Consider the following 20,255-nt stretch of genomic DNA (forward strand, 5'->3'; position numbering starts at 1 on the left):
GCAACGGCCGCTTCCGGTCGGATAGGGCGGGCTGCATATTGTTGAGCGACAGGCGCTGTGGTTTTGTGAAAGACGCTGCTGTCTGTGTTGCTAAACCACATGACAAAAGATATTTTAGCAAATTTCCTTCCCCTCGCCGCGTGCATCATGCGGACAAGACGGACGGCCTGGCGTGGGCAGTCAGTTGCACCAGAGCCATGCGTTTTTTGCGCAGCGTCTGGGGCCGCTTGCCCCGCTGGCATGGTGCGTGCTGCTGGCGGCCGCACTGCACCTCTACCGGCCTTCGCTGTGGGCCGCCTTCCGGCTGCTGAGGCCGGTCCAACAACAGCACTGACAGCGTTTGCTGCGCGTCGCCGTATTGCGCTTTCCTTGTGACTCCGCGTACAATGAGAATAATTCTCATTTATAATCCGATGCGCCTGTTCTTGCCGGCCGTTGGCGACAGGAAGGGTATCGTGAGCACCGCCGAGTTAGCGCTTCAGCAGCAAGTCAGCAGTTTGTACACCGACCACCATGGCTGGCTGCGGGGCTTGTTACGCCGAAAGCTGGGCAATGCCTTCGATGCAGCCGACCTGGCGCACGACGTGTACCTGCACCTGATGAAGACGGGGCGCGTACCGCCGGCCGGGGAGTCGCGGCGTCATCTGACGCAGATCGCCAACGGCATGGTCATCGACCTGTACCGCCGTCGCCAGATCGAAGCGGCCTACCTGGAAGTGCTGGCCCTGGTGCCCGAAGCGCTGGCGCCGTCCGAGGAAGAGCGCGCCCTGGTGCTGGAAGCGCTGGCGGAAATCGACGCCGTGCTGCACCGGCTGCCGGCCAAGGCGCGCCAAGCCTTGCTGCTGTGCAAACTCGACGGCATGAGTTACCGCGACATCGCCGCCGAACTGCACGTTTCTGTTTCGTCCGTGGAAAAATACATCGCCGCCGGCTTGCTGGCCTGCTACCAAGCCTTGCATGGGCAGGATGCCTGAGCCATGGAAGTGCTGATTGCGCCGGCCATCGTCCAGCAGGCTGCCCGGTGGATGGCGCGCCTGTGGTCCGATGACGCCAGCGACGAGGACCAGGCCGAGTGTGCCCGCTGGCGCGCTGCCCATCCGCACCACGACCTCGCCTGGCAGCGCCTGCAAGCGTTCGAAGGCAAGCTGCACAGCGTGCCGCGTGACGTGGCCCGCCATGCGCTGCGCGAACCGGCCTGCGCCGCCTACCTGAACCGCCGCCGTGCCCTGAAGGTGCTGGCCGTGCTGTTGCCCGTGGGCGGCATGCTGTATGCGGCGCGCGGCATGGATGCCTGGCAAGTGGCCATGGCTGGCCACGCTACGGAGAAAGGGGAAATTCGCGAAATCATGTTGCCTGACGGCACGCGCGTGATGCTCGCTTCCGCTTCCGCCATCGACGTGCGCTTCGACGCCAGCGAGCGCCGGCTGATCCTGCGGGCAGGGGAAATCCTCGTCACCACGGCCCACGACCCGTCGCAGCGGCCTTTCCGCGTGCAGGGCCGCCACGGCACGGTGCGGGCCCTGGGCACGCGTTTTACTTTGCGGCAAGACGAACACACGTCGCGCGTCGCCGTCTTCGAGGGCGCCGTCGAGGTGCGCCTCGCGCATGCGCCGGAGCGGCCCGTGCGCATCGCCACGGGCCAGGGCGCCGTCTTCTCGGCCGACATCGTGCAGTCTGGCGCGCCTGCCTCCGCCAGCGCCGCAGCCTGGACGAAGGGCGTGCTGGTGGCCGACAACCTGCGCCTCGATGACCTGCTTGCGGAACTTGCCCGCTACCGGCCCGGCCTGCTGCGCTGCGATCCGGCCGTGGCCAGCCTGAGCGTCAACGGCGTGTTTTCCTTGCGCGATACGGACCGCGCGCTGCACAACCTGGCGCTGGCCTTGCCGGTGCAGATTGTTGCGCGCACGCGCTACTGGGTGACCGTCCAGGCGGCGTCCTGATATGCCTTTGAAAATTTTCTGCAGGCAGGATTGAGGGTTTGGCCATCTCGTTCGGGATATAGGGTGAGAGCCACTCTTTTCTTCTGACACCATGCCTGTTCTTTTTCCATGAGTACCCATCACGCGGCCCCGGCCGAACCCAGGCAGGCCGGCCCCATCAGCCGGATCTTGCACCCCATCCGCGGCCGCCTGATCGCCGCTGCTGTGCTCGCCGGCACCGGTTCCATGCTCACCTTGGTGCCGCTGGCGGGCATCGCGCACATCGCGCAAATCGCCCTGGACCCTGTACTGGCGCAAGGTGATCTCTGGCCCACCATCATCGCCAGCGTTGCTTGCCTGTTTGCCGGCATGGCGCTGATGTCGCTGGGCGAGCTGGCCGCCCACCTGGCCGATAACCGCCTCACCCATCAATTGCGCCTGCAAGCCATGCAGCGCCTGGGGCAAGTGCCGCTGGGCTGGTTCACTAGCCGGGCCTCGGGCGAGGTCAAGCAGGCGATGCAGGACGACATCAATACCTTGCACAGCCTCACTGCCCATTTTTATACGACGACGGGACGCGCCGTCGGCGCCATCGCTATCTCGGTGGTGTACCTGTTCGCCATGGACTGGCGCCTGGCCATCGTCGCGATCTTGCCGTTTCCCGGCTTTTTCCTGTTCTTTGGCCGGGCCATGAAGGCCAGCGGAAGCAATATGGAACAATTCGTCGCCGGCATGGGGCGCATCAACAATGCGGTGGTGGAGTTCGTCAATGGCATTCCCGTGGTCAAGGCCTTCGGCGCCACGGGCCGCGCGCATGGCAGCTACCGCGCGGCCGTCGATGCGTTCGCCGACTCTTTTGCCGCGTTTACGCGGCCGCTGGTCGGCTCGATGGCGAATGCCAATGCGCTGATCGCGCCCGTCGCCGTGCTGGGCGTGGTGGTGCTTGCCGGTACGGCCTTCGTGGCCCTGGACTGGATGGCGCCCGTGGACATCCTGCCGTTCGCCCTGGTGGCGCCCGGCATTTCCGCGCCCATGTTGCTGCTGCATTACCTGACGCACGACCTCAATAACGCCACGGGCGCCGCCCAGCGCGTGCAAACCTTGCTCGATACACCCGTGCTGGCGCAGCCGGGGCCGGATCAGCAGCAATTGCCGAACGGCACCGAGATCCGCCTGGAAGGCGTCAGCTATGCCTATGACGGGCAGAACAAGGTGTTGTCGGATATCAGTTTCACTTTGCAAGCTGGCACGGTGACGGCCATCGTCGGCGCCTCCGGTTCCGGCAAGTCGACCCTGGCGCGGCTGCTGCTGCGCTTTTTCGACCCGAGCGAGGGGCGCATCACCCTGGGCGGTGTCGACCTGCGGCACATCGCCACGCCTGAGCTGTACCGGCGCGTCGGTTTCGTGCTGCAGGAAGTGCGATTGATCCACGCCAGCGTGCGCGAGAACATTGCACTGGGGCGGCCATCGGCCAGCAGCGACGAGGTTGAGGAAGCGGCGCGCCTGGCGAACATCCACGAACGCATCCTGGCCTTGCCGCGCGGCTACGATTCCGTGATCGGTGAGGATGCGCAACTGTCCGGCGGCGAGCTGCAGCGCGTGAGCATCGCCCGCGCCGTGCTGCTCGATCCAAGCGTGCTGGTGCTCGATGAAGCCACGGCGGCGGCCGATGCGGAAAACGAGGTGGCGATCCAGGACGCGCTGTCGCGCTTTGCCCGGGGCCGCACCCTGCTGGTGATCGCGCACCGGCTCGATACCATCATGCACGCCGACCACATCATCGTCGTCGAGAACGGCGCCATCGTCGAGCAGGGCAGCCATGCCGGATTGCTCGCAGACAAGGGCCGCTACGCGCAACTGTGGGCGCTGGGCGGTTACGAGGATACCGAGGAAGAGGCGACCCCGTCATGCTGAAGACTTTCATACAATTGCTGGGAGATGATGCGCCTGTCTTGCGCCGCTACTGTGCCATGGCCGTCGCGTATGGCGTGCTCAGCGGGCTGACGATCACCGCGCTGGTGCTGGCGCTGGGCCGGCTGCTGGCTGGTGACACGGGCGGCGCGGCCCTGTGGTTGCTGGTGCTGCTGGCCGGGCTGGTCGCTTGCTGGGGTTGGCGGCGCCAGGTGGAAAAGGCGGGTGTGCGCGTGGGCGTGACGGTGCTGCAAGGGGCGCGCCAGCGCCTGGGCGAGCATGTGGCGCGCCTGCCCGTTGGCTGGTTCACGCCGGAAAACACGGCGAAACTGGGCCACGTCATCACGCAGGGCATGATGAACGTGGCGCAACTGCCGGCCCACGTGCTCACGCCCGTCATTTGCGGCGCCGTCACGCCCCTGGTGCTGGTGGCCGCGCTGTTCGCGCTGCACTGGCAGCTGGGCGTCATGGCGCTGCTGGCGCTGCCCCTGCTGGCGGGCGCCTTGCGGCTCACGGCGCACCTGGGCCAGCGCGCCGACGATGCCTACCACCGGCATTTTGCTCAGACCAGCCAGCGTCTGGTGGAGTTTGCGCAAGCGCAGTCCGTCTTGCGCGCTTTCAATGGTAACGGCGATGGTAACGGCGGTGGTGGCGGCACGCGTTTCCTGCAGCAAGCCATCGACGAGCAACGCCATGCGGGCTCGCGGCTGATTTATCTGTCGGCCCTGTCGTCGGTGCTCAACGCCTGGGCCGTGCAAGCCATCTTCGCCGCCTTGCTGGCCGCTGCCGCGCTGTGGCTGCAGAGCCTGCTGGGTGCTGCATCCGCTGCGGGCGACGCTAGTTCTGTCATCGTGGCGCTGCTGCTGGTGGTGCGCTTTGTCGACCCGCTGCAGGAAGTGGCCAGCTATGGCGAAGTGCTGCGCGGCGCGCGGGGGCCGCTGGACGCGGCGCGCGATATTTTCGCCGTGCAGCCCTTGCCGGAAGCTCCAGCGCCGCAAGCGCCGCGCGATGGTTCCGTCGAGCTGCGCGGCGTGGCTTTCCGCTATGCACAGGACCAGCCTGACATATTGACGGACATCAATCTGCAGATTGCACCGGGCAGCATGACGGCGCTGATCGGCGCTTCCGGCTCCGGCAAGACGACCTTGGTACGCCTGATCGCGCGTTTCTTCGACGCCAGCCAGGGTAGCGTGCTGGTGGGCGGTGTCGATGTGCGTAACCTGTCCAGCGAGCAACTGGCAGGGCAGATCAGCCAGATCTTCCAGGACAGTTATCTGTTCCACGGCAGCATCGGCGACAACATCCGCATAGGCAAGCCGGACGCGAGCGATGCCGAAGTGCTGGACGCGGCGCGCCAGGCGGGCGTGGCCGAAATCATCGCCCGCCTGCCGCAGGGACTCGATACGCCCGTGGGCGAGGGCGGCGCGCGCCTGTCCGGTGGCGAGCGCCAACGCATTGCGATTGCCCGCGCGCTGATCAAGGATGCGCCGATTTTGCTGGTCGACGAAGCGACAGCCGCGCTCGATGCGGAAAACCAGGCGGCCATCGCCGAGGCGCTGGCGCGGCTGCGCGGCAAGCGCACGGTGATCGTCATCGCCCACCAACTGTCGACGGTGGCCATGGCCGACCAGATCGTCGTGCTTGATGGCGGCACGATCCGCGAGCAGGGTGCGCCAGCCACCTTGCGCGCGCAGGACGGCCTGTATGCCCATTTCCTGGCCCAGCGCCAGGCGGCCAAGGGCTGGCGCATCGCCTGCGCCGCGCCGCAGCAATGAACGGGATGACGATTTGACACAAGCGCGTCTGCTGTTCCTGTTCTTGATCCTGTGTTGCGCCTCGCTGTTGGTCGGTGCCAGGCACATTGCCTGGACGCAGCTGTTTGCGCTGTCCGACGCGCTGTCCGCTGATGCATGGCTGATCCTCACGGCCAGCCGCCTGCCGCGCCTGGCGGCGCTGGTGCTGACGGGCGTGGGCCTGTCCGTCTGCGGTGTCATCCTGCAGCACATCGTGCGTAACAAATTCGTCGAGCCGGCCACCTCGGGCGGCCTCGACGCGGCCAAGTTGGGCATTCTCGTGTCGCTGACCGTGGCGCCCGCAGCGGGCACGGCGGGCAAGATGGCGTTCGCGCTGGCCTTTTGCTTTGCCGCCAGCTTGCTGTATGTGGCGCTGATCCGCCGTATCCGCTTCAAGAACACGATTCTGGTGCCCGTCATCGGCCTCGTGTATGGCGGCGTGCTGAGTGCCGTGGCCGAGTTTTATGCCTACCGCAACAACATCCTGCAAAGCATGCAGGGCTGGCTGCTCGGCGATTTCTCGCGCATCGTGCAGGGCAACTATGAAATCATTTATCTGATCTTGCCCATCGTTGTCCTTACGTATCTGTACGCGCAACGCTTTACCGTGCTGGGCATGGGAGAAGGCATGGCCACCAGCCTGGGCTTGAACTATGCGGCCACGGTGGCGCTGGGCCTGATGCTGGTAGCCGTCACGGTGGCGGCCACAGTGATCACGGTGGGCGCCATCCCGTTTGTCGGGCTGGCCATCCCGAACCTGGTGGCCTTGCGCCATGGCGACAACCTGGGCCGCACCTTGCCCATCGTGGCCCTGTGCGGCGCCTCGCTGCTGCTGGCTTGCGACATCGCCGGGCGCTTGCTGATCTACCCGTTCGAGGTGCCGATCGGCCTGACGGCGGGCGGCGTGGGCGGCCTGCTGTTCCTCATATTGATCATCCTGGGGCGGCGATGAAGCGGCTATTCAAGCAGCGGACGCTGTGGCTGGCTGTGTTTGCCCTGGCGCTGACCTTTCTCTTCCTCGGCGCGAATTTTGACTTCGATTACATCATCCCCAAGCGCATCTCTCGCCTGGCCGCCATTGCCATCGGCGGCGTCTGCGTGGCCGTCTCATCCATCGTGTTCCAGACCATCGCCGGCAACCGGATATTGACGCCGGCCGTCATGGGCTACGAAGCCGTGTACCTGCTGCTGCAGTCGCTGTTGATCCTGGCGATGGGCATGCACAGCGTGGTGCTGCTGGGACAGAACGGCAATTTTGTCGTGTCGATCGCGCTGATGCTGGCGTATTCCTGGGCCATCCACTATTGGCTGTTTCGTGATGGCAAGAACAACGTGTATTTCCTGTTGCTGCTGGGATTCGTGCTGACGATGGTGATCGGCACGTTTACCCAGTTCATCCAGCTGCGCATCAGCCCCGGCGAATTTGCCATCCTGCAAGGATTCAGCCAGGCATCGTTCAACAAGGCGCAGCCCGCACAATTGTTGACCTCGGCCCTGCTGGTGGGTGCCGCCTGCGTGGCCGTGCTGAAAACCTTGCCGGCGCTCGACGTGCTGGCGCTGGGTCGCGAGCAAGCCATCTCGCTCGGTATCGATTACCGGCGCATGGTGCAGTTGCAACTGGCGCTGATCGCCATATTGGTAGCGGTGTCGACGAGTCTGCTGGGGCCGACAGCCTTCATGGGCATCTTTGTGGCAAACACCAGCTATGCCCTGGCCCGCACGGCACGCCATCGCGTCACCTTGCCATTGGGCTGCGCCATCGCCATCGCCATCTTCCTGGCCGCCCAGTTGCTGGTCGAGCACGTTTTTAACTACCGGACCACCGTCGGCATCCTTGTCAACCTGGTGTGTGGCGCGTACTTCCTCGCGCTCATGGTCCGCACCCGAGGCACCGCATGATCCATGTCAAACAGATTGAAAAAAGCTACGGCGCCAGGCGCGTGCTGGGCAACGTCAGCGCGCAGTTTCCCAAGGGGAAAGTGACGTCATTGATCGGACCGAATGGCGCCGGCAAGACGACCTTGCTGATGCTCATCGCGCGCCTGCTGGAAGCGGAGCAGGGGGAAATTCTGCTTGGCGGGCGCAGCATCGCGGACATTCGCATTGCTGACTATGCACGGCAAGTGGCCACCCTGCGCCAGTCGCCCGATTTCAACCTGCGCCTGACGGTGGAAGAACTGGTCGCCTTCGGCCGCTTCCCCTACAGCCGTGGCACGCTGACGCCACAGGACCGGCTCGCCATCGATGAGGCGATCGCCTTTTTGTCGCTCGAAGCGCTGCGTGCCGCGTATGTCGATGAACTGAGCGGCGGCCAGCGCCAGATGGCCTTCCTGGCCATGACGATTGCCCAGCAGACGGACATTTTGCTGCTCGATGAGCCGCTCAACAACCTCGACATGAAACACGCCGTGCAGATCATGCGCGCCCTGCGCCGCCTGTGCGACGAGCAGGGCCGCACCGTGATTCTGGTGATCCACGACATCAACTTCGCCGCCAATTACTCGGACCACATCGTCGCCATGCAGGGCGGCGCCGTGCGCTTTGCTGGCCCCGCGCACGAGGTCGTCACCGAGGAACGCTTGCGCGCCCTGTACGACATCGATTTCCACATCGTGCGCAACGAGCGCGGCTGCGTCTGTAATTACTTTACCCCAACAGGAGCTTGAGATGATCTGCAACCAATCCCGTCTGGCAATCGCCGTGCTGCTCGCCGCCATGGCCGTCTTGCAAGGCTGTACCGACAAGACGGCGAGCGTACCGCCGGCGCCTGCCGCCTCGGCCACACAGCCGGCGTTTGCTCCCATCACCATCGTGCACAAGCTGGGCACGACGGTGATCGAACAGCGTCCCCGGCGCGTGGCCGTGCTCGACATGAACGAAGTCGATTTCCTCGATCAGCTGGGCGTGCCCGTGGCCGGCATGGTGAAGGATTATGTGCCGCACTTTCTTACCCGCTACAAGGACGACCAGGACATCCGCGACCTGGGCGCCATCGTGCAGCCGAATCTCGAACATATCCACGCGCTCCAGCCCGACCTGGTGCTGATGACGTCGATCCAGGCCAACCACTACCAGGAGTTGAGCCAGATCGCGCCCACCTTGCACTTCGATGTGGATTACCAGAACAGCGAGAGCAAGCACATCGAGGTGGTCAAGCAACACTTGCTGACACTGGGGCGTATCTTCGGCAAGGAAGACCTTGCTCGCCAGAAGGCCGCCGAGCTCGATGCGAAGGTGGCGGACGCGCGCAAGGTGACGCAGGAGCGTCCCGAGAAGGCGCTGATCGTGCTGCACAATAATGGCGCCTTCAGTGCATTCGGCGTGCAGTCGCGCTACGGCTTCGTCTTCGATGCGCTGGGCGTTAAACCGGCCAGCACGGCCATCGAGGCGGGCTTGCATGGGCAGCCCATTTCCAGCGAGTTCATCCAGCAAGCCAATCCCGACATCATTTATGTTGTCGACCGTACGGCCGTGATGGAACACCGTCCCGTCATGACGGCCGAACAGATGGCCAATCCGCTCTTGCGCCAGACCAATGCCTGGAAGAATGGCCGTGTCGTCTTCGTCGATGCCGATGCCTGGTACATCACGGCAGCCAGCGTGACGTCGCTGAAACGGGTGATCGACGATGTGCTCAAGGGCTATCAATAATATAATCTATTTTCGTAATGATTCGTATTTGCATTGAGGGTTTTGCCTTTTCGTTCGGGAGATAGGGTGAGAACAAGCAATCATCCCATCTGAAAAGGACTTAACTTATGGCAACACGCATGGCGACACGCCACCTTCCCGCCTTGAACCTGAACCGTATCGCCACCGCCGTGCAACTGGCGCTCGTCACGGGCCTGACCATGGGGGCGCTGAGCGTGGCGGCCCCGCCGGCCTTTGCGCAAGCGGCGCAAGTCCGGCAAGCGTTCAGCGTGCCGGCCGGTGCACTGGGCCTGGCGCTCAACACCTTTGCGGCCGAGGCGGGCGTCGAACTGACGGTCGATGCAGGTTTGCTGCAGGGCAAGAACAGCGCCGGCCTGTCCGGCAGTTACAGCGTGCCCGAAGGATTTTACGAATTGCTGCGCGGACACGGCTTGCAGGCTGTGCGCGAGGGCAATGGCAGCTACACGCTGCGCCGCGAGCCGGCGCACAGCGCCAGTGCAGAGGCCGCCGCAACCATGCCGGCCGTGACGGTGTGGGGCAAAGGCAACACTGTCACCGATGCCTACGCAGGCGGGCAAGTGGCGTCCGGCGGGCGCGTGGGTTTTCTGGGCGACAAGGATTTCATGGAAACCCCGTTCAACACCATCAGCTATACGGATAAATTCATCGAAGACCGGCAAGCGCGCGATATCACCGATGTGATCTCGGCCGCCGATCCCACCGTCTTCAGCAGCGGCATGACGGGCATCATCGGCGAGAATTACTCGATACGCGGTTTCAGTTCCGGCACCAGCGACGTCGCGTTTGGCGGGCTGTTCGGCGTTTCGCCCGTGTACCGTACCTCGCCCGAGATGTTCGAGCGCATCGAAGTGCTGAAAGGCCCATCGGCCTTGCTCAACGGCATGCCGCCGGGCGGTTCGGTGGGCGGCAGCATCAATCTGGTGCCCAAGCGCGCGGGCGAGACGCCGCTGGCGCGCGTGACGGCGTCGTATATGTCGGATGCGCAATGGGGTGGGCATATTGATCTGGGCCAGCGTTTTGGTGAAAACAAGCAATTCGGCATCCGCATCAACGGCGTCTACCGCGACGGCGATGGCGCCATCGAGCATCAGAAAAAGAAGACCCAGCTCGCATCCGTGGGACTCGACTGGCGCGGCGTTGGCGCGCGCCTGTCCGCCGACCTGTACAGCAGCGAAGACCGCGCGCGGGGTTTGAACCGTGGCGTCAACCTGGCCGCCGGCCTGCCCGTGCCGCGTCCGCCGAAAGCGGAGACCTTGCTCAATCCTAGCTGGGCCTTCTATGACACGAAGGACAAGGGCGCCATGCTGCGCGGCGAATATGACGTCAACGAACAATTGATGGCGTATGCCGCCATCGGCGCCGGCAAGGCCGATTACCAGTCGACGGGCGCCTACCTGATCCAGGTGTTCAATACGGCCGGTGACTACCGCACCAATCTGGCCGACCTGGGTTTTAAGCTGGAAAAACAATCGGCGGAAGTGGGCGTGAAGGGCAATTTCCGCACAGCCGGCATCAGCCATCAATGGGCGGCCAACGCCACGTATTACCACCACACGGACAAGCAGTTCGGCCGCAGGAATACCTTGGCGCAAGATTGGATCACGAATATTTACCATCCCGTCTGGGGTCCAGCGACCCGCTTCGAGGCACCGCAAATTTCGAAGACGGAATTGCGCCTGGCCAGCTATGGTCTGGTTGATACCCTGTCATTTGCGCAGGATCAAGTGCAACTGACGGTGGGCTTGCGGCGCCAGGAAGTGCTCAACGATAGCTTCAACGTGAAGACGGGCGCGCGAACCTCCCGCTATGACGCCGCTGCCACGACGCCGGCCGTCGCCCTGCTGGTCAAAGCCGCCAGGAATATCGCGCTGTACGCCAATTACATCGAAGGCTTGAGTCAGGGTGCGACGGCCCCCATGACGGCGGCCAACGCGGGGGAAGTGTTTGCCCCGTATAAATCGAAGCAGATGGAGGCCGGCGTCAAGGTCGACCTGGGCGAATTCGCCCATACGCTCAGCGTGTACGAAATCAAACGTCCCAGCAGCTATATTGACCCGGTCAGCAATATCTTTTCGTTTGGCGGCGAGCAGCGCAACCGCGGCGTCGACTGGGGATTTTTCGGCTCGCCCGTGCGCGACATGCGCCTGATGGGCGGTATCGCCTATGTGGACCCGACCCTGGCCAGGACGGATGACGGCGTCAACCAGGGCAAGCAGGCGGCGGGTGTGCCCAAGCTGCAGGCCAAGCTGGGCGTGGAGTGGGATGCGCCGCCAGTGCCGGGGCTGACCCTGACGGCGAACGCGACGCTGGCATCGAAGCAATACATCAATGAAGACAATTCATTGTCGATACCGGGCCGCAGCGTATTTGACCTGGGCGCGCGCTATGCCACCCGTGCCGCCGGCCGGCCGTTGACCGTGCGCGCCAGCGTGAGCAACGTGGGCAACAAGGCGTATTGGGCGTTGCCGCAATGGACCAGCCTGGGCCTGGGCGCGCCGCGCACTTTCATGCTGTCGGCCACGACGGACTTTTAAGCCGGCTAGTCATCCGGGCTGCGCGCCAGGCTGCTTGAACGTTGCCATGTCCACAGCAAGCCGACGCCGGCCGAGGTGCCGCTGTTCTGGCGCAGCAGGGGGCTGGTACGGTTGGCGGCGCTTGCGTAGTTGTCATAGCGCAAAAAGGCAAAGGCGCGCCAGTCCTGGTGCAGCCGGTAGGAACCGCCCAGGCCCAGGCGCGTGAGCATCAGCCCGCTTTTTGCCGCATACGCCGGACGCTGATCGGTGGCAAACGCGGGGCTGACGCCATAAAAGTAATCGTTGATGGCGGCATTGCCCAGTACGGTGCCCAGGCTGGCATCGACGTGCCATGCCTGCTGATCGCCTTGCAGTGCATACACGAGGCGTGGCTCGAACGTGGCGCCCTGGCGGCGCAGGCCGCCGCGCGCTTCGATGACGGCGCGCAAGGGCAGTTCCAGGCCCAGGCGGCTGTTGCGGGTCGGTTCGGCCAGCTTGATTTTCAGGCGCGGGCCAAATTCCACCAGGGTGCCCAGGTCCGGCATGCCGCGCCGGGCCGGCACGTCGCTGGACCTGGCCGGCAAGGACAGGGCGAAACCCACGTCGAACTCCACCCGCTCCGTGTCGAGCAGGCGCGCGCCCACGCCGGAGCGATCGGCACGCAGCACTTTCCCGCGATAAATCAAATAGGGCAGGGCCAGGCTGCGCGTCGAGCGCTCGCTGGCGCCCGGATAGGCGGGCGTGACGGCCGTGCCGCCGAAGATGCCCGCTTCCCATAAGGGTAACGCTGGCTCGGCAGCGCATGCGGGTGCGATGCCGGCGAAGAGGGCGGATGTGGCCAGCAGCGTGCGTGTCACTCTCATCGGCACACTTTCCTGTGCTAGGGCGGTGTGCCGCAATGCTTGCCCACCGGCAGCGATTCCCGGTCGGCAAAGGCGCCCAGCGCCCACGATTGATGAAAGCCCAGTTCGTTACGCACTGCCAGGGCTTCCGTCGCCTTGCCCTGGCGGTCATATTGGTCGATCAGCGCCTTGTAGCTAAGGGCGCTCGAGTATTCGCTCTTCTTTGCCAGCGCGATGGCCTGGCGGAAATGAAACTCGGCCGCATCGTAGCGGCAGGCCCCGCTGGCGGCGCGTCCCGCCTGGTGATGCAGCCGCGCCTGCCAAGCGAAGTCGCCATGGCCCAGTTCGGCATTGTCGGCCGCGGCCGCATAGCTGCGCATGGCTTGCGCCCAGTCGCCCTGGCTGGCCGCCTCGCGTGCGAACTGCTCCTGCTGCGCTGCCATGCGCAGTTCGGTTTGCGTGGAGCAGGCGCCCAGCGCGATCAGGATCAGCGGCAGGACGAGGCAAGCGCGGAAGGGGAGTAGTGTGGACATGGCGCCACTGTAGCGCATGCGCAGGCGCGCACGTTTGCGCGCTACGCATGAATTGGAGATTTCCCCCGGCATGGATGACATATAATTTGCACACGACGTTGTTATTTTTGACAGTACACCTCACGGGAGCACCATGTTTTCACGCAAATTCCATTCTTGTGCACAGCTGATGCTGACCACCTTGCTGATGGGCTTTATCGCCGCGTCCCCGGCGCGCGCGCAGCAAGCGGCCGTCAAATTGCCGAATGTGGTGATTCTGGCCACGGGCGGCACCATCGCCGGCAGTGGCGCCGACAGCACCACCACCGTCGGCTACACCTCGGCCACCGTGGGCGTCGAGCGCCTGATCGCGGCCGTGCCGGAACTGAAAAAAGTGGCGAATGTGAAAGGCGAGCAAGTGTTCCAGATCGCCAGCGAAAGCATGGGCAATAGCCACTGGCTGGCCCTGGCCAAACGCATCAACGTGCTGCTGGCCTCGAACGATGTCGATGGCGTGGTCGTCACGCACGGCACCGATACCATCGAAGAGACGGCGTATTTCCTGAACCTCACCGTGAAGAGCCACAAACCCGTGGTCGTGGTGGGCGCCATGCGGCCGTCGACCGCCATTTCGGCCGATGGTCCCATCAACCTGTACAACGCCGTGATGCTCGCTGGCAGCAAGGAAGCCGTGGGCAAGGGCGTGCTGGTGGCCTTGAACGACCAGATCAACGCGGCGCGCGAAGTGACCAAGACGAACACGTCGACCACCGACACCTTCAAGTCGCCGGAACTGGGCATGCTTGGCTACATCCAGGGCAGCAAGGCCTTTTTCTACCGCCAGTCGACGCGCAAGCACACCCTGGAATCGGAATTTGACATCAGCAAGCTCGATGCCTTGCCGCAAGTGGACATCGTGTATGGTTACGCCAACATGAACCGTGTCGGCATGGACGCGTTTATTGCCGCTGGCGCCAAGGGCATCATCCACGCGGGCGTGGGCGATGGCAGCGTGGCCGCGCAAATGAAGCCGGCCCTGGTGGAAGCGCGCCAAAAGGGCGTGCTGATCGTGCGTTCCAGCCGCGTCGGCCAGGGTATCGTGGCGCGCAATGGCGAAGCCAACGACGATGAACTCGACAGTGTCGTGTCCGACACCCTGAACCCGCAAAAAGCCCGCATCCTGCTGATGCTGGCCTTGACCAAGACCAACAGTACGCAAGAAATCCAGCGTATTTTCTATACCTATTGATCGCCGTCACGCCGGCCCAGCCACTGCGGCTGGGCTTGGCTGATTTACGCTTGCCCGCTTTGCTGCCATACTTCGCATCTGAATAATTTCCTGGTAGAAGCAGCAACACTGTTCCTTGTCCCCTGTTCATGGCTATCCTGTCCGACATCATCCTGTATCCGATCAAATCGTGCGCCGGCATCCATTTGCGCGAGGCGGTCCTGACGCGCTCAGGGCTGATGAGCGAACACGTGTTCGACCGCGAATGGATGGTGGTCGATGCGCAGGGCCGCTTCCTGACCCAGCGCGAACATCCGCGCATGGCGCTGATCGTGCCGTCCATCAAGGCCACCACGCTGGAGCTGCGCGCGCCGGGCATGCTGCGCCTGGAAATCGAGCTGGGCTTGCCGCATCCGCAACTGGCGCCCATGCTGGAGGTGCAAGTGTGGGACGATAGCGTGCGCGCCTACGATTGCGACGAGGTCACTGCCACCTGGTTTTCCAACGCCATCGGCGTGCCGTGCCGCCTGGTGCGCTTTCACCCGGACGTGGTGCGCGCCACCAGTACCAAGTGGACGGACGGTGTGGCCGCCTCGACCATGTTTGCCGACGGCTACCCGGTGCTGATCGCCGGCAGTGCCTCGCTAGCCGATGTCAATGACAAGTTGCGCGCCGCCGGCCGCGAGGCGCTACCGATGAACCGGTTCCGCCCCAACCTGGTCATCGGCGATATCGGTGCCTTCGAGGAAGACTACGCCGCGTTCCTGCAATTTGGTGCCACCGTGTTAAAACCCGTCAAGCCGTGCTCGCGCTGCCCGATCCCGTCGGTGGACCAGGCCACGGGCGTGCCGGGACCGGACCCGCTCGACGTCATGCATGGCTATCGCGCCAAGCCCGAACTCGATGGCGCCATCTGCTTCGGCATGAACGCCATCGTCACCGACGGCGGCGACGAGCGCATCGTGGTGGGGCAGGACATCGGTTTCGAACTGGCATTTTAAGCATGGCGCCCGTACAGAAGGGTTTAAGGTTTCTATGAATCAAGCAATACCGCCGGACCCGCGCATTGCCAGCCTCGAAGCCGAAAACCAGGCCTTGCGCGCGCGCATGGCTTTCCTGTTGGAACAGGTCGAGCGCAACCACGACATCATGTGCCGCCACCAGGCGTTTGACCTGGAAATCGTCAGCGCGTCCACCTTTCCCGAGTTGATCGGCACCATTTTTCGTACCTTGCCCGTGATCTCCGACCTCGACGGCGTCACCTTGAGCCTGCTCGACGAGGATGACGATATCGTGCTGGTGATGGAAAAACTGGGCGTCGATTTCAGCGCCTTTCCGCAGTTGCTGTTCGTGCATGCCGTGGCGGAGCTGGGTTTTGCTGCACCAAAGCCCGTTCCCGAAGGGGAAGCGGCCCTGCCGCCCTTGCCCCTGCTGGGGCAGTTCGACGCCGCCGTGCATGGCCCCCGTTTTCCCGGCATCGACGCTTCCCTGCGCAGCGTGGCGCTGGTGCCCTTGCTGCGCAACAAGCGCCTGATTGGCAGCCTGAACCTGGCCAGCGGCGACGTGACGCGCTTCATGCCTTCGCTGGGCACGGATTTCATCAAGCACATGGCCTCCATCATCGCCATTTGCCTGGAAAACGTGATCAGCAATGAAATGCTGAAATACATCGGCCTGACCGATTCCTTGACGGGCGTCTATAACCGCCGCTATATCGACCGCCGGCTGTTGGAAGAAATCGGCCGCGCGCGGCGCCAGAATTATTGCATTTCGTGTATGTATATCGATATCGACCATTTCAAGCTGGTCAATGACACCTATGGCCACCAGGGCGGCGATGAAGTACTGCGCGAAGTGGCCACGCGCATCCGCACGGAATTGCGCCGTTCCGATGCGCTGGGCCGCTTCGGCGGCGAGGAATTCGTCGTCCTGCTGATCGACGCCGATCTCGACAGCGCGACCTTTGTTGCCGAACGCATCCGCGCCAGCATCGCCGGCACCATGTTTGATTTGCCGGGCAGCGCGCAAGCGTGGGTCAGCGTGTCGATCGGCGTGGCCAGCCTGGAAGCGGACGCGGCACTGCTACCCATCGAAACGGTGGCGCAGCAGCTGGTGGCGCACGCCGACCAGGCCCTGTACCAGGCCAAGGCGGGCGGACGCAACAAGGTCATCAGCTGGCAGGCGCAGATCGGCTGACCAAGATCGGCTGACTATTTCAATAATAATGTTTCGGCTTTGGCCACGGCATCCGCGCTGCCGCGCAGCACGATCACATCGCCGCTGGCCAGCTGCGTCTCGGGGGTGACATCGAGGCGGCCACGGCCGCGGCGGATGGCCGTCACGGTCGCGCCGCAGCCGGCCACGTCGAGCGTGCTCAAGGGCAAGCCCACGCACTGCGCGCCCTCGCTGACGGTGACCGTATGCAGGCGTTCCAGCTCGGCATCGTCGCCCGCATCGCTGGAGCCATGGAAATAGCCGCGCAGTGAGGCATAGCGTTCCTCGCGCGCCGCCTGCACCCGGTGCACCACGCGGCGCAGGGGCACGCCCATCATGATCAGCGCGTGCGAGGCGAGCATCAGGCTGCCTTCCATCAATTCCGGCACCACTTCGGCCGCACCCGCGCTTTTCAGCTGGTCGAGGTCGCTGTCGTCGTGGCTGCGCACGATGACGGGCAAGGTGGGCGCCATGTCGTTGAGTAAATGCAATAACTTCAGTGCCGAGGGGGTATTTGCATAGGTGATCACCACGGCGCTGGCCCGGTAGATGCCGGCCGCCACCAAGCTTTCGCGCCGGCCCGCGTCGCCATACGAGACGTGGGCGCCAGCCAGCTGCGCTTCCTGCACCCGTTCCGGGTCCAGGTCCAGCGCGTGGTATTCGATCTTTTCTTCCGCCAGCAGGGTGGCCAGGCTTTGCCCGCTGCGCCCGAAGCCGGCGATCAGCACGTGTTTCTGCGACGCCATGGTGCGCGTGGCGATCTTGGTCAGCGCCAGCGATTGCATCATCCAGTCGTTGGCCGCCAGCTTCATGACGATGGCGTCGGACTTGGCGATGAGGAAGGGCGCCACCAGCATCGACAGCACCATCGAGGCCAGCACCACCTGCACGACGAACGGATCCATCAGCTTGATGCCGCCAGCCAGGTTCAGCAGCACGAAGCCGAACTCGCCCGCCTGCGCCAGTCCCAGTCCCGTGCGCAAGGCCACGCCGTTGCTGGAGCCGAACAGCCGGGCCAGGCCCGCGATCAGGGCAAATTTCAGCAGCACGGGGCCGCACAGCAGCAGCAAGACCAGCCACCAGTTGTCGAGCACCACGCGGATATTGAGCAGCATGCCGACGGTGATGAAGAACAGGCCCAGCAGCACGTCGCGGAAGGGCTTGATATCCTCTTCCACCTGGTGCTTGAATTCCGTCTCGGAAATGAGCATGCCGGCAACAAACGCCCCCAGAGCCAGCGACAGCCCGGCCCGCTCCGTGATCCAGGCCGCGCCCAGCGTGATCAAGAGCAGGTTGAGCATGAACAATTCCTGCGAGCGGCGCTTGGCGACGATGGTCAGCCAGCCGCGCACCAGCTTCTGGCCGATAAACAAGAGCAAAATGAGGACAACCAGGGCCTTGCCGCCCGCCCAGGCCAGGGTTTCGGCCAGATTGTCGGAATCGCGCGTGAGGGCGGGAATCAGGATCAGCAGGGGTACCACGGCCAGGTCCTGGAATAGCAAAATGCCGATGATCTTGCGGCCGTGTTCGCTTTCCAGTTCCAGCCGCTCCGTGAGCATTTTCGAGACGATGGCCGTCGACGACATGGCCAGCGCGCCGCCCAGGGCGAAGGCGGCTTGCCAGCTCAGGTGGATGTAGGCGGACAGGTAGCGTCCGACGAACCAGCCGAAGACGACGGTGGCGATGATGGTGGTGACCACCTGCGCCATGCCAAGGCCGAAGACGATGCGCCGCATGGCGAGAAACTTGGGAAGCGAGAATTCGAGTCCGATGGAAAACATCAGGAAGACGACGCCGAATTCGGCCAGGGTATGGCTGGCTTCGTTCTCGGCTGCCAGGCCCAGCGCGTGGGGGCCGATGACGATGCCGACGGCCAGGTAGCCCAGCATGGGCGGCAGATGCAACATTCTGAAAGCGACCACGCCCAGCACGGCGCTGCCGAGTAACATCAGGGTCAGTTCAAGCGAGGAAAACATGGGTTGCCCGGTGCGGTCAATGGAAATCGTTGTTTGTTGTGACTGGCAAGTTTTTTGCTTTCCTAATTCGTTTATACTTTGGGCATGAGTGTAACCCATGAAAAAACAATGCTGAAAGCTTTTGATCGAATTGACATGCAAGCGACGACCGAGCGCGCCGTCGCGCTGGCCCGTACCACCTTGCAGATCGAGTCCGACGCCATCGTTGCGCTGCGCGAGCGCCTGGCCACGGACGACAGCGTGGGCCGCGCGGTGGCGATGTTGCTGCAATGCAAGGGGCGTGTCGTCGTCTCCGGCATCGGCAAGTCCGGCCATATCGCGCGCAAGATTGCCGCCACCCTCGCTTCCACCGGCACGCCGGCCCTGTTCGTGCATCCGGCCGAAGCGGCCCATGGCGACCTGGGCATGGTTACCTCGGACGATGCTTTTATTGCCATATCGTACTCCGGGGAATCGTCGGAACTGATGGCCATCATGCCCGTCGTCAAGCGTATGGGGGGCGTGCTCATCTCCATGACGGGCAAGCCGAACTCCAGCCTGGCCCAGCTGGCCGACGTCCACCTGGATATTTCTGTTGAGAAAGAAGCCTGTCCGCTGAACCTGGCGCCGACGGCCAGCACCACCGTCACCCTGGCGCTGGGCGACGCGATCGCCGTGGCCTTGCTCGACTTGCGCGGCTTCAAGGAAGAAGATTTCGCCCGCTCGCACCCGGGCGGCGCCCTGGGCCGCCGCCTGCTCACGCACGTGCATGACGTCATGCGCAGCGGCGAACGTGTACCGAAGGTGCCCGTGGACGCTTCCTTGCTGCAGGCGCTGGAAGAAATGACGAAGAAGGGCATGGGCATGACGGCCGTCGTCGATGCGGATGAGCGCCCCGTGGGCGTGTTTACCGATGGCGACTTGCGCCGCATGTTCGAGCGCGTGCAGGATTTCACGCAAGTGGCGATCCGCGACGTCATGCATGCGCAGCCGCGCAGCATCGCACCCGAGCGCCTGGCCGTCGACGCCGTGGCCGTGATGGAGCAGTTCCGCATCAACCAGATGCTGGTCGTCGATGCCGACGGCAAGCTGGTGGGCGCGCTGCATATCCATGATCTGACGCAAGCGAAGGTGATCTGATGGATAGCGTAGCGGACAACCTGGCGCGCGCAGCCAAGGTCAAACTGATGATCTTTGACGTCGATGGCGTGCTCACCGACGGCAGCCTGCATTTCGGCCCGGATGGCGAGATGATGAAAACGTTTAATGTGTATGATGGCCTGGGCATCAAGCTGCTGCAGGAATCGGGCGTGCAGACGGCCATCATCAGCGCGCGCCGCTCGGCCATCACGGCGCGCCGCGCGCAAGACCTGGGCATTACGCATGTGCACCAGGGCGGTCACGACAAGCTGACGCCGTTTCGCGAGCTGCTGGCGCTGACGGGCTTGACGGAAGAGCAATGCGGCTATATCGGCGACGATGTCATCGATGCGCCCATCCTGCGCCGCGTGGGCTTTGCCGTCAGCGTGCCGGGCGGGCGTCCGGAAGTGCAGGGCCTGGCGCACCATGTGACGCAGGCCGGCGGCGGTCGCGGCGCGGTGCGCGAGATCTGCGAATTCCTGCTGCGCGCCCAGGACAACTATGCGCGCGTCATGGCGCCGTTCCTGGAGTGAGGCGCGCCTTGCCGCCAGTGACA

At 64.0% G+C, this 20,255-nt stretch carries 17 protein-coding genes; 14 read left to right on the forward strand and 3 right to left on the reverse strand.

Annotated features, from left to right (window positions below; genetic code table 11):
• Nucleotides 1-455: 455 nt before the first annotated feature.
• From ACP7EG_RS10070 to ACP7EG_RS10110, 9 genes are all read left to right on the forward strand, one after another.
• Complete coding sequence (locus ACP7EG_RS10070) at nucleotides 456-974, forward strand: sigma-70 family RNA polymerase sigma factor (protein ID WP_426087478.1); 519 nt, start codon at nucleotides 456-458, stop codon at nucleotides 972-974.
• Nucleotides 975-977: 3 nt separating this feature from the next.
• A complete protein-coding gene (locus ACP7EG_RS10075) occupies nucleotides 978-1,940 on the forward strand; it encodes a FecR domain-containing protein (protein ID WP_426087479.1) in 963 nt (320 codons plus the stop codon).
• A 108-nt stretch (nucleotides 1,941-2,048) separates the two neighbouring features.
• Entirely contained in the window at nucleotides 2,049-3,833 is a 1,785-nt protein-coding gene (locus ACP7EG_RS10080; RefSeq protein WP_426087480.1) for an ABC transporter ATP-binding protein, read from the forward strand.
• Nucleotides 3,827-5,605, forward strand: a complete 1,779-nt coding sequence (locus ACP7EG_RS10085) for an ABC transporter ATP-binding protein (RefSeq protein WP_426087481.1) — start codon at nucleotides 3,827-3,829, stop codon at nucleotides 5,603-5,605. The genes ACP7EG_RS10080 and ACP7EG_RS10085 overlap by 7 nt, the downstream gene beginning before the upstream one ends.
• Nucleotides 5,606-5,618: 13 nt before the next feature.
• A complete protein-coding gene (locus tag ACP7EG_RS10090) occupies nucleotides 5,619-6,575 on the forward strand; it encodes an ABC transporter permease (RefSeq protein ID WP_426087482.1) in 957 nt (318 codons plus the stop codon).
• Nucleotides 6,572-7,522, forward strand: a complete 951-nt coding sequence (locus ACP7EG_RS10095) for an iron chelate uptake ABC transporter family permease subunit (protein WP_426087483.1) — start codon at nucleotides 6,572-6,574, stop codon at nucleotides 7,520-7,522. Before ACP7EG_RS10090 ends, ACP7EG_RS10095 begins: the two co-directional genes overlap by 4 nt.
• Entirely contained in the window at nucleotides 7,519-8,289 is a 771-nt protein-coding gene (locus tag ACP7EG_RS10100) for an ABC transporter ATP-binding protein (RefSeq protein WP_426087484.1), read from the forward strand. Before ACP7EG_RS10095 ends, ACP7EG_RS10100 begins: the two co-directional genes overlap by 4 nt.
• 1 nt (nucleotide 8,290) lies before the next feature.
• The gene (locus ACP7EG_RS10105; RefSeq protein WP_426087485.1) at nucleotides 8,291-9,274 is read left to right on the forward strand and encodes a siderophore ABC transporter substrate-binding protein; all 984 of its coding nucleotides are present in this window, start codon (nucleotides 8,291-8,293) and stop codon (nucleotides 9,272-9,274) included.
• Between the two features lie 107 nt (nucleotides 9,275-9,381).
• Nucleotides 9,382-11,829, forward strand: coding sequence for a TonB-dependent siderophore receptor (locus ACP7EG_RS10110; RefSeq protein WP_426087486.1), 2,448 nt, complete (start codon nucleotides 9,382-9,384; stop codon nucleotides 11,827-11,829).
• Between the two features lie 5 nt (nucleotides 11,830-11,834).
• On the opposite strand, the gene ACP7EG_RS10115 is transcribed toward ACP7EG_RS10110, so the two are convergent.
• Together ACP7EG_RS10115 and ACP7EG_RS10120 are read right to left on the reverse strand one after the other, a co-directional pair.
• Nucleotides 11,835-12,671, reverse strand: a complete 837-nt coding sequence (locus ACP7EG_RS10115; protein ID WP_426087487.1) for a MipA/OmpV family protein — start codon at nucleotides 12,669-12,671, stop codon at nucleotides 11,835-11,837.
• 17 nt (nucleotides 12,672-12,688) lie between these two features.
• Nucleotides 12,689-13,183: a hypothetical protein gene (locus ACP7EG_RS10120; protein ID WP_426087488.1), complete on the reverse strand. Its 495-nt coding sequence runs from the start codon at nucleotides 13,181-13,183 to the stop codon at nucleotides 12,689-12,691.
• A 133-nt stretch (nucleotides 13,184-13,316) separates the two neighbouring features.
• Between ACP7EG_RS10120 and ACP7EG_RS10125 the strand changes: the two genes are divergently transcribed.
• The 3 genes from ACP7EG_RS10125 to ACP7EG_RS10135 all read left to right on the forward strand — a co-directional run bounded on the left by ACP7EG_RS10125 (nucleotide 13,317) and on the right by ACP7EG_RS10135 (nucleotide 16,586).
• Complete coding sequence (locus ACP7EG_RS10125) at nucleotides 13,317-14,411, forward strand: type II asparaginase (protein ID WP_081344939.1); 1,095 nt, start codon at nucleotides 13,317-13,319, stop codon at nucleotides 14,409-14,411.
• 128 nt (nucleotides 14,412-14,539) lie between these two features.
• A complete protein-coding gene (locus ACP7EG_RS10130) occupies nucleotides 14,540-15,391 on the forward strand; it encodes an MOSC domain-containing protein (RefSeq protein ID WP_426087489.1) in 852 nt (283 codons plus the stop codon).
• Between the two features lie 34 nt (nucleotides 15,392-15,425).
• Nucleotides 15,426-16,586 (forward strand): DUF484 family protein, encoded by a 1,161-nt coding sequence (locus ACP7EG_RS10135; RefSeq protein WP_426087490.1) that lies wholly within the window; start codon nucleotides 15,426-15,428, stop codon nucleotides 16,584-16,586.
• Nucleotides 16,587-16,600: 14 nt separating this feature from the next.
• Here ACP7EG_RS10135 and ACP7EG_RS10140 read toward each other — a convergent pair whose 3' ends face one another.
• Nucleotides 16,601-18,580, reverse strand: a complete 1,980-nt coding sequence (locus ACP7EG_RS10140) for a cation:proton antiporter (RefSeq protein ID WP_426087491.1) — start codon at nucleotides 18,578-18,580, stop codon at nucleotides 16,601-16,603.
• 84 nt (nucleotides 18,581-18,664) lie between these two features.
• Here ACP7EG_RS10140 and ACP7EG_RS10145 point away from each other — a divergent pair, with 84 nt between their 5' ends.
• A complete protein-coding gene (locus tag ACP7EG_RS10145; RefSeq protein WP_426087492.1) occupies nucleotides 18,665-19,699 on the forward strand; it encodes a KpsF/GutQ family sugar-phosphate isomerase in 1,035 nt (344 codons plus the stop codon).
• Nucleotides 19,699-20,232 (forward strand): KdsC family phosphatase, encoded by a 534-nt coding sequence (locus ACP7EG_RS10150; protein ID WP_096233521.1) that lies wholly within the window; start codon nucleotides 19,699-19,701, stop codon nucleotides 20,230-20,232. Before ACP7EG_RS10145 ends, ACP7EG_RS10150 begins: the two co-directional genes overlap by 1 nt.
• The last annotated feature ends 23 nt before the right edge of the window (nucleotides 20,233-20,255 follow it).

It is taken from the genome of Janthinobacterium sp. PSPC1-1 (assembly GCF_049897625.1).
Taxonomy (GTDB): Bacteria; Pseudomonadota; Gammaproteobacteria; order Burkholderiales; family Burkholderiaceae_D; genus Janthinobacterium; species Janthinobacterium tructae.